The organism is Eubacterium sp. AM46-8 (assembly GCF_003466705.1).
Lineage (GTDB): Bacteria > Bacillota > Clostridia > Lachnospirales > Lachnospiraceae > Lachnospira.
The window spans coordinates 72,046-80,994 of the sequence record NZ_QSEU01000015.1 but is presented as its reverse complement, the minus strand read 5'-3'; the positions used below and the strand labels follow the sequence as shown (position 1 = coordinate 80,994).

Genomic DNA, 8,949 nt, shown 5'->3' with positions numbered 1-8,949 from the left:
GACTTAGCAGAGAAAAGGTAAGTGAACTTTTAGAGTGCGTGCCTCCAGAGAGAATTGAAAAATAGACAGTGAGAAGGTGCTGCCACATCCGGAAGAAGTACTCATAATGGCTGATAAGTATAAATCACCGGAATTGTGTAATTATTATTGCTCAAATCAGTGTCCAATTGGACAGCAATATGTTCCAGAGATTAAAATGAAAGAGCTCCCTCAGATTATACTTGAAACGGTAGCTTCTCTTAATAAGATGAACAAGAAGCAGGAGCGCCTCATTGAGATTACAGCTGATGGTATAATTGATAACGATGAATTAGATGATTTCATATATATTCAGGAGGAATTAGAAAAAATATCGGTAAATGTTGAAACACTTCAGATATGGTCAGAAAGAATGTTGGCTTCTGGAGCTATTGATGAAGATGCATATAATAAAAGAAAATTACAAAAGAGTAATAACTAATATTTCTGTAAGATAAGCTGTATTTGATGGCTGTGTCGAGCTGATAGCCTATAATGTTGATTTTGACTATGCATTTTTAGCTAATGCAGGAATTAGGTTTAAACATGGTACTATAATATACGATCCAATGATAGAATTTGCTAAGATATATGGAGAATGGAACAATTATTATGGTAACCATACATATCAAAAGCTAACAAATGCGGCATGTTATTATGGTTATAATTTTGATGAGTTGACTCACGATAGTTTAGAGGATGTCAAAGCGACATTAGTTGTTTATAATGCGCTTAAGAAAAAATTGCCGCCATATGTGTGGATGTCAACGCAGTTGTTAAACAAAGAAAAAGAGGTAATATTTGAAAGTGATGATGTTACGGAAGTTATTGATAAGGCAAAAGAATTATTTGGTCAATGCGAAAGAAATATGATTAACAATCACATCAAAAGTGGTTTGAATTTTGAACATTTTATTTGCTAAAATAGAAATTGTTAGGTTAGATAATATGGGCGATTTCTGTATTACCAATATAAAGAGTTTGAAAAATCAGAATTTAATTTATACATTTGGAGGTGGTAAACAATGAGAAAATGTGCAAAATGCGGAAAAGTTATGATGTCAGATTTAAGACTTAAAGTAAATGGTGGGGGCTATGGGATTGTTGTTCATGTAGATGAAAAACAAAAGGCAAAAATTATAGATGATGTAAAAGTTGCGGTCTGTCCAGAGTGTGGTAATATAGAAATGTATTTAGAGGATTTAACTAATTTGAAAGATTAAGCGATAACTTCCAGATGATAAAGCAGAAGTATAGGGTTTGATTCATATGATTTCAGTAAAAAAACAGAGAATTGCTGCTATTATGGTTTTAAGTTCTATCATGCTGATTTTACTTTTGTCGCTAAATTTCCGAATCTGGAGTGGATATTATGCAGAAGGGGATTTGGAAAGTATAGTCATACAGCAGATGGAATGCTTGGAAAAGTCAAATAGTGAAAACGATATAAGCGAAAGTATATGTTTGCATTTCTATGAGTGTATATGTTTCGGTGGAATAGAAATAATGGTGCTCTGGGTATATGATGGCTTTAAAGACCTCGGACAAGGTGAGTTTTCTTTCAGACCGGGAGTTACCCTTTGCAGTCTATCGGTTCGGATGGATGATTAAATACTTCTGATAATCAAATTTAAAATTTATTATCAGGAGGAACTTCGATGTATGTATTAAATGCAAATCATATTTCAAAAAGTTATAAAACTGCAGGAGAAACTATGCGGATTTTGCAGAATGTGAATCTGCAAGTTATGAAAGGAGAAATGGTTGCTATTATGGGACCATCCGGCAGTGGAAAGACTACTCTGCTCCATGTGCTGACCGGGGTTGACACACCGGACGATGGAGAAATCGTAATAGGAGGAGAAATGTTTTCACAGCTTACGGAAGAAGAGAAGGCATTTTTTCGCAGAAAGCATATGGGAATGATTTTTCAGGATTTCCAGCTTTTGGAGAGTTTGACGGTAAAAGAAAATATATTGTTACCACTCATTCTTGAACGAAAAGAAGCAGACATCCAGCAAGAGCGTTTTTCAAGAATAGCGTATGTGCTCGGCATTGAAAAATTAGCTGACAAAGGAATTACGGAAATATCGGGAGGTCAGAAACAGAGAGTTGCGATTGGCAGGGCGCTGATCAATGAACCGGATATTATTTTTGGAGATGAGCCAACAGGAAGCCTTGACCGAAAGACCACCGGGGATGTGATGCGATGTATGAAACAGATGAATCAACGGTCTGGCATCAGCTTTCTGCTTGTAACACATGATGCTTATACGGCATCCTTTTGTGACCGGGTACTTTTTCTACAGGATGGGAATCTGGCAAAAGAAGTAAAGAAAGAGAACACTGCCGATAATTTCAGAGAAGATATATGGAAAACGCTGTGCGGTTTGGGAGGTGGAAAAGATGACCTTTTTTGATATTTCCCGAAAGATGCTGAAAGCTGGTTTTTACAAATATCGATTGTACTTTCTATGCAATTTATCTGCAACGGCATTATTCTGTTGTTTTGCAGTTATTTCCACAAACAGGACGTTTATGAATGCGTCGATTGTAAATTCATCAATATCCAATAACATTTATCTTCCATTTTTTCTGTCTGCAGTGTTTCTGTTTTTTTTTCTTCCTGTTTCGTGTCAGGCATTTCTGGCATCAAGAAAACAGGAATACGGCGTGATGTTTTCTCTTGGCATGAGCCGGAAGGAAGCGTTTAGAAACTTACTTTTTGAAAATGTGATCATATCCGTGCTGGCATTAGCAATAGCACTTGCGGCAGGAACTGTGCTGTCATTTTTATTTTTTTCCGTTATCATTTATGCAATAGATGTTCACGGAGTGCAATGGCAGTTTTGCCCGGAAGCATATAAGCTTACAGCAGTTCTATATACAGTAGTGGTAGCAGTTGCCTTTATCCTGAATGCCGGGAGACTTATGCTGGATAAAATCGGAACCCTGCTAAAAGCACAATATCGGGCAGAAAAAACAGGAAAGATCGGTACGTTCTTATGCAGACTTGCACCCAACTACATGAGGTTTCATCTGGTGGAATGGTCATTTGTCCGCAGACACAAGAAAGAATGGGGATGTAGGTATGTTTTAGCCTCTCTCATAATAGCGGTATCTGTTATGCTTACGGGGGTATGTGTGACTTTATATCCGGCTTTTCTACAGGATGCAAAAAGTTATTCTCCCTATGACATGGTGTACTCAGAAATCTATGGAATGAATCAGGTTTCAGTACAGGATGTCCTTCATATATTGGAGAAAAATGGTGTTACTGTAGAACAGGTCATTCAGCTTCCCTATATCAGAGATGATGTTTTTAATTACCTTCCTGTGACAGAAATAAACCGGGATTTTGGATGTGATTATCAGATTCAGGAAGGCGAGTTTTTGAATTTGTTTCAGTACAATCTGGAAGATGGATATGAACATAACATACAGCCAGTATCTACTGTAACGATTTCCGGGGACAGAAAGCTGCAGTCTGTTGGAACAGATGTAAAGATACTGTTTAATCAAAATCCGACCTTTGCAGATAAAACACTGATCATCAACGATTCTGATTTCGAAAAATTAAGTGCAGATATAACAGGTAGTGCTGGTATCGCAAACTTGTTTCAGTTTCAGAATTGGGAAGCTTCTTATGCGGGAGTATGTGAAGTAAAAGAATATCTGCATGAAAGCAATCAGTTGAATGAAGATGAGCAGACATATTATGAATTGTCTTCGAAAGTGGAGAAATACCAGGATGCAAAGAAATCAGGACAATTTTTATTATTTTTGATGGCATTTGTTATAGGGCTTATGATAATGGCTGAGTTTCTGTTAATTCATTCACGTATCCAGGCAGAGAAGGAAGAAAATAGCAGGGTCGTTTGTAGTTTGCGAATGTTGGGAATGATAGACGAGGAAATTGTAAAGTGCCTATGCTATAAGAATTTTCTAAGATTTATACCGCCATCGGTTGTGGGAACAATCCTTTCTTTCCTGCCATCTTATTATCTGAATGAGAGTTATGGAATGGGGACGAATGGAATTCTGGCAGGAATCGTATTTGGAGTGATTTTGACAGTCGGAATATTCGTAGTGATACGCAGGTATTCTGAAAAAGAAGAAAACTTTATGAAAGCGGTTTTATAATACAAGGAAGAGGATTTTTCGAGAGGATTTTTTGATTATAGATAAGTAGAAAAAGATTCAAATCCTGTGTATAATTAAAAGATAAAGACAACTCGGAATTTAATGAATTAGTCACAAATTACGGGTAAGTAACAAGGATTTATGGAGAATTTACATAGTATGGAGTTTGAAAAATACAAAAAATATTTAATTAGTACTTGGTTGCCGGAGTATGAAGCAGAACATACGGAGAGAGATTTGATGGTGGAAGGGTGGAATATGTTATTAGATGAAGTTTTTTCACCATTGATTGCTAAAGAACTAGGCATGCGATATCTTGGTAATCGTATCTGGGCTGATGATTATTGCAATCATCGTCGCAGGGTATTAAGTCTATTCCAGCAAACTGATTTAGGTGGAAGCTTTAAGTGGGGATGGAACTATGATTTTATTCCCAAAATGTCAGCGAAAAAAGCAGTTTATGTTAGAACGGATAAGAGTATATTTACGCATTTTTTTGAAAACATTTGGGAAAACCATAATAAGATAGTTGAAGGAAAATGTCAAAAAGCAGATATGACGTTTAATCGCTGTTATATAGACAGTGCAGATTTTGAAAATTCTATGAGGCAAAGGGTAAAAGCGTATGAAGCTGCTTTTTATTATACTCTGCCTCTTATTAGATCCTTTTATGAAGAGACCAAAACCTATGAGCAAAGCATAAAAATGATAAACACCCTATTAGAAAGCTCTTACTATCGATTGATACAGGGAAATTATCTATATTTAACCAAAATATTTTTGCAACAATATGTGTCCTTAGGAGAAGAAAATGAGAAAGAGTTGCGAGAATTGTTTGTAAATGATAATACCAGAGAAAGCTTTTTGAAAAAATTTGCTCAGATACCAAAGGATTATAGATAGTCATGTATATTACGAACGGAATGTAGATGTGTATAACTTCCAGTTTGTCGAATTGAGAGTGATAACTATTTGAGGTATAAGCTATGAAACTGAAAAATATTTTGATTGTTGTTAATGATATAGAATTAGCCAAAAAATTTTATCATGATTTGTTTGGACTTGAAGTATTACTTGATAGTGATGGAAATGTAATTATGACAGAAGGGCTTGTGCTGCAGGATGAAAAAATATGGTGTGAATTTGTGAATAAAGATATTGTTCACAAAAATAATTCAACTGAGTTATATTTTGAAGAGAAAGACATAGAAGCTTTTGTTGAGAAGCTAGAGAAACTATATCCAAAAATTGAATATGTTAACCATCTTATGACTTACAGCTGGGGGCAAAAAGTGGTTAGATTCTATGATTTAGATGGTAATTTAATAGAGGTTAGAACGCCACTGTAATGTGATATGGTTTGGTATTTCTAATAGATTACCACAAAGACAATTAAAATAATTGGGAGTATTGAAGCTGTGTTAATGATTGTAACACAGCTTTTTTAACTTATTTTTTAAAATAGACATATATATTATGCTAACCCGTGAATATATGTCATACGATCACCTTTTCGTGATGAAAGTGAATATGAAAGTATTTCATTGTTCCATAAATCCATAAAAAGTGTTAGTTCATAATAACTTCCCTTTAAATGAAATGCGGTCATATCACTTACAACACACTGTAAAGGTCCTGTTATATCTAATCCTGTCAGCAGAAGATTTGGATAAATGCGATAAGGATCTCCTGGCTTTTTGTATCGATAATGCTTGGAAACATTTACTATGCCCGCTGTTTTACATAGCTTATGAGCATACTGATCTGATACCATAAGTCCTGTATCCAGACGAATTTTTGCATTTAACCATCTATATCCATGTGATGGATATTTACTATGATATTCCTTAAATAATATAAGATTGGATACTAAAGTTTTTAATTTGTCAGAAGGTTTTTCTAAACGTTTTTTCCATTTATAAAATCCACTTCTGTTAATATCCAGAACATCACATAGATGCTTAACAGGAAATAGAGATGACATTTCCATTATTATTTCGTATTCTTGTTGTTTAAAATAATGTACTCCTTGTTTGCACCAGCTCCTTTCACTTCGTATCCTTTTTTTGCCCTTAATTTATTCGCTTTAGCTATAATAAGTTCATTTATTAATTCTTCTTTGGACATAGCCATATATGTATCAATGTCAGGTGAAGACAATGATTTTAAGACTGCTGAATTTTTCATTTTAGGCACTGTATTAGCAAGAGGAATTCCTTGTGCTTTTTTATAATCTGTCATGTATTTATGTGCACAGGATTCACTAAGACCATAAATCTCCATAGCCTCCTTATATGTAATCTCGTGTAAATACATACGTCGTCCTATATCCATTCTTTCCTCTAAACTGTGCTTCATGTGACACCTCCATGATTCCATTATTGTATAAGTGACTACCTTATAAAAAATGGTACTCTTATATATAAAAAATGTCTACAATAATTGAGTTGGTGTCTACTTTTAGATTAGCACTTCAAAAAAGCTTATACTATGGTGTGAATTACCAATATATAAAAAATGCCGCCGGATATCGCGAGGATTCCAGCGGCAGAGCTGTGTGTCGGCAGTTATTAGCGGGCACTTTTTTTATTGTAAACAGTTACACATGCGAATGTAGCAGCACAAGCAGCTAAGAGCAGGTACATGTAAACATTAACATCACCAGTTGCAGGTGATACTTCATTGCCGGTAGAAGGTTCTGTGGCTGGCTCAGTAGAAGGCTCAGTAGAAGGCTCTTCTACAGGAGCGTTCTTTGCGTCTGCAATAGCTTTAACATCAGCGGTTATATCAAATGGGTTAGTTTTACCCTCAAGAGCATAGAGGTAAGTGATGATACCCTGTAATGCATCAGGTGTTGCTGATTTGAAGTCTTCCTGACCAGTGTATGTATTAATATAAGCACCATTACCTGAAGCTGATTTGAACTTATTAACAATTGAATTATATAAAACAGCAGTATTAACATCCGGATTGTTGTACTGAGCAAAGAATGCAAGGTTCATACCAGACGAATTAGTGTTGCCAGGTGTTGGATATTGAACGCTATATCCTGATGTGCCATCTGTTAATATAGTCTGCTTAGAATAGTCTGCAGCACTGTCAACAGCTTTCTTTACATCAGAATCAGTATCATATAATGATGCAAAGAATGGAAATACAAATCCATTACTATCAGTTGAGTTTCCCCAGTTGTCAATACCATTGCCATCAGCAGTACAAGCTGCAAGGAGAGCTGACTTGATATCAGCTAATACTTTGTCTGAGTTACTGATGGTGTCTTTGTAAGCATTAACTACTGAATATACTGAACCAATGTGATAGATATTCATGCTGTTATTGCTTAAGTCATCAACTGAAAATGTGTTAATAATTTTATCAAATTTACTGACAACATTGATTCCGTTGAAATCCGTAGCATCAATTCCTGATGCAGAAAGAATCATTATAAGATATGTATAGCTTGAAATATAATAATTCTTAGCATTGTATCCGTTATTGATGTTTAAAGTTCCATCTTCGCTAATGTTATTCTTAACGAATTCAAGATATGCAGCAAGCTGGTTAGAGCAGTCATATCCTGAACGGATTGCAAGGAACAGGTCTCTTGAAACTCCATAGAATACGCCGGTATCAGCATATGTAGAGAAATCAATACTGTTCATAAGGTAAGAAGCAGTAAGCTGGGCTTCCTGTCTTACATCGGCTGCAGCAGGAGCTGTAGCGTCTGTTGTTGTATCTGCGAAAGCTGGTACGATATTCATGCAGATTAAGCATGCAGCAACCAGAAATGCAAATATCTTTCTTTTTAATTGTTTCATGTTTTCCTCCTTGACCACCTCTCACCAGGTGATGTGAAAATTTATAGTGCAGTAAATATCCTGACTTGCCGCTTAAGCCATTTCTTAAGCCTTCCCGTGCACAGTGCCATGCTTAAGTTAAGGATGAATGTATAGCGTATTCAAAACTAAAGCTGCTGCTGATTACAGTGGCATAATATAAAAAACGTGTCGGCATACAGTAGAGTGAGCTGTTATGGATTCTGACCATATTCCTTACTGCCTGCTTGATTGTACCTTTATGTAGAAAATGTGTCAATTACATTTACCTTAGCTTTACATATATTTTACATAACTCCGATAGTGGATTTTACACACCAGTGTGACAAAAAAACAGGCTGGCTTACACTTCGTTCAGGAATTGCAGGAGGGCAGATATCATACTTATACCTGAAATTCCATATAATGTTGATGAGGTGTTGAATACAATCAGAAAGCGTGAAAAGCATGGTAAGAAATTTACTATAATCGCAATGGCTGAGGGTGCAATATCAGATGAGGCTGCAGGTAAAACGAAGATGGTTAACGTAGATAATGAACTTATAAGACAGGCTGAAAGCTTAGGCATTAGTCTTGGCAGAAAGGCATAAGTGGTATATAATACAAAGCAAATGCTTCAGGAAAGAAGGGAAATGCTTTGAAGAAATCAGACAGACTAAAGATAGTTATTCTTGGAATAACTGGATTACTTATTCTTATTGGAACCGGAATATTTATATTTATAGGACAGAGTATATGTACCATGGCTGGTGTAGGGCTTTTTGTTATTGTGTGTCTTGGAATGGTTGTTGTTGCAGGAAAGAAAGATGACCAGACAGAAACAATAGAACAGCTTAACCAGACAATATCTGAACAGAGCAGAAGGATAATGAATACTGAGGGGCAGCTTGCAAGATATAAGAGAGAACTTGCAGAGGCGACTGGTAAGAATGAAGCATAATAATTAAATATT

Annotated in this window: 13 protein-coding genes and 1 riboswitch; of the genes, 10 read left to right on the top strand and 3 right to left on the bottom strand. The window is 35.7% G+C overall.

Annotation, left to right across the window (positions count from 1 at the left end; translation table 11 throughout):
- Window positions 1-106 precede the first annotated feature (106 nt).
- From DW963_RS10595 to DW963_RS10555, 8 genes are all read left to right on the top strand, one after another.
- Complete coding sequence (locus tag DW963_RS10595; RefSeq protein WP_286169319.1) at window positions 107-460, top strand: XRE family transcriptional regulator; 354 nt, start codon at window positions 107-109, stop codon at window positions 458-460.
- Window positions 461-587: 127 nt separating this feature from the next.
- Window positions 588-941: a hypothetical protein gene (locus tag DW963_RS10590; RefSeq protein WP_117915654.1), complete on the top strand. Its 354-nt coding sequence runs from the start codon at window positions 588-590 to the stop codon at window positions 939-941.
- A 102-nt stretch (window positions 942-1,043) separates the two neighbouring features.
- Entirely contained in the window at window positions 1,044-1,241 is a 198-nt protein-coding gene (locus DW963_RS10580) for a nucleic acid-binding protein (protein WP_041689007.1), read from the top strand.
- 46 nt (window positions 1,242-1,287) lie between these two features.
- On the top strand, window positions 1,288-1,629 hold the full coding sequence (locus DW963_RS10575) for a hypothetical protein (protein ID WP_012740935.1): 342 nt from the start codon (window positions 1,288-1,290) through the stop codon (window positions 1,627-1,629).
- Window positions 1,630-1,733: 104 nt separating this feature from the next.
- Window positions 1,734-2,438 (top strand): ABC transporter ATP-binding protein, encoded by a 705-nt coding sequence (locus DW963_RS10570; RefSeq protein ID WP_286169318.1) that lies wholly within the window; start codon window positions 1,734-1,736, stop codon window positions 2,436-2,438.
- A gap of 118 nt (window positions 2,439-2,556) precedes the next feature.
- Window positions 2,557-4,161: an FtsX-like permease family protein gene (locus DW963_RS10565; RefSeq protein WP_243269341.1), complete on the top strand. Its 1,605-nt coding sequence runs from the start codon at window positions 2,557-2,559 to the stop codon at window positions 4,159-4,161.
- A 159-nt stretch (window positions 4,162-4,320) separates the two neighbouring features.
- Entirely contained in the window at window positions 4,321-5,064 is a 744-nt protein-coding gene (locus tag DW963_RS10560; protein WP_044998366.1) for a hypothetical protein, read from the top strand.
- A gap of 83 nt (window positions 5,065-5,147) precedes the next feature.
- Entirely contained in the window at window positions 5,148-5,510 is a 363-nt protein-coding gene (locus DW963_RS10555; protein ID WP_117915648.1) for a VOC family protein, read from the top strand.
- A 125-nt stretch (window positions 5,511-5,635) separates the two neighbouring features.
- On the opposite strand, the gene DW963_RS10550 is transcribed toward DW963_RS10555, so the two are convergent.
- The 3 genes from DW963_RS10550 to DW963_RS10540 all read right to left on the bottom strand — a co-directional run bounded on the left by DW963_RS10550 (window position 5,636) and on the right by DW963_RS10540 (window position 7,979).
- Complete coding sequence (locus DW963_RS10550) at window positions 5,636-6,151, bottom strand: hypothetical protein (protein ID WP_117915646.1); 516 nt, start codon at window positions 6,149-6,151, stop codon at window positions 5,636-5,638.
- A gap of 2 nt (window positions 6,152-6,153) precedes the next feature.
- The gene (locus tag DW963_RS10545; RefSeq protein ID WP_117915644.1) at window positions 6,154-6,519 is read right to left on the bottom strand and encodes a hypothetical protein; all 366 of its coding nucleotides are present in this window, start codon (window positions 6,517-6,519) and stop codon (window positions 6,154-6,156) included.
- A 212-nt stretch (window positions 6,520-6,731) separates the two neighbouring features.
- Window positions 6,732-7,979: a hypothetical protein gene (locus DW963_RS10540; RefSeq protein WP_117915642.1), complete on the bottom strand. Its 1,248-nt coding sequence runs from the start codon at window positions 7,977-7,979 to the stop codon at window positions 6,732-6,734.
- A 33-nt stretch (window positions 7,980-8,012) separates the two neighbouring features.
- Window positions 8,013-8,253: riboswitch (cobalamin riboswitch) on the bottom strand.
- 163 nt (window positions 8,254-8,416) lie between these two features.
- Between DW963_RS10540 and DW963_RS10535 the strand changes: the two genes are divergently transcribed.
- Together DW963_RS10535 and DW963_RS10530 are read left to right on the top strand one after the other, a co-directional pair.
- Complete coding sequence (locus DW963_RS10535; RefSeq protein ID WP_330634567.1) at window positions 8,417-8,587, top strand: hypothetical protein; 171 nt, start codon at window positions 8,417-8,419, stop codon at window positions 8,585-8,587.
- Between the two features lie 47 nt (window positions 8,588-8,634).
- Window positions 8,635-8,937, top strand: coding sequence for a hypothetical protein (locus DW963_RS10530; protein ID WP_041687938.1), 303 nt, complete (start codon window positions 8,635-8,637; stop codon window positions 8,935-8,937).
- Window positions 8,938-8,949 lie beyond the last annotated feature (12 nt).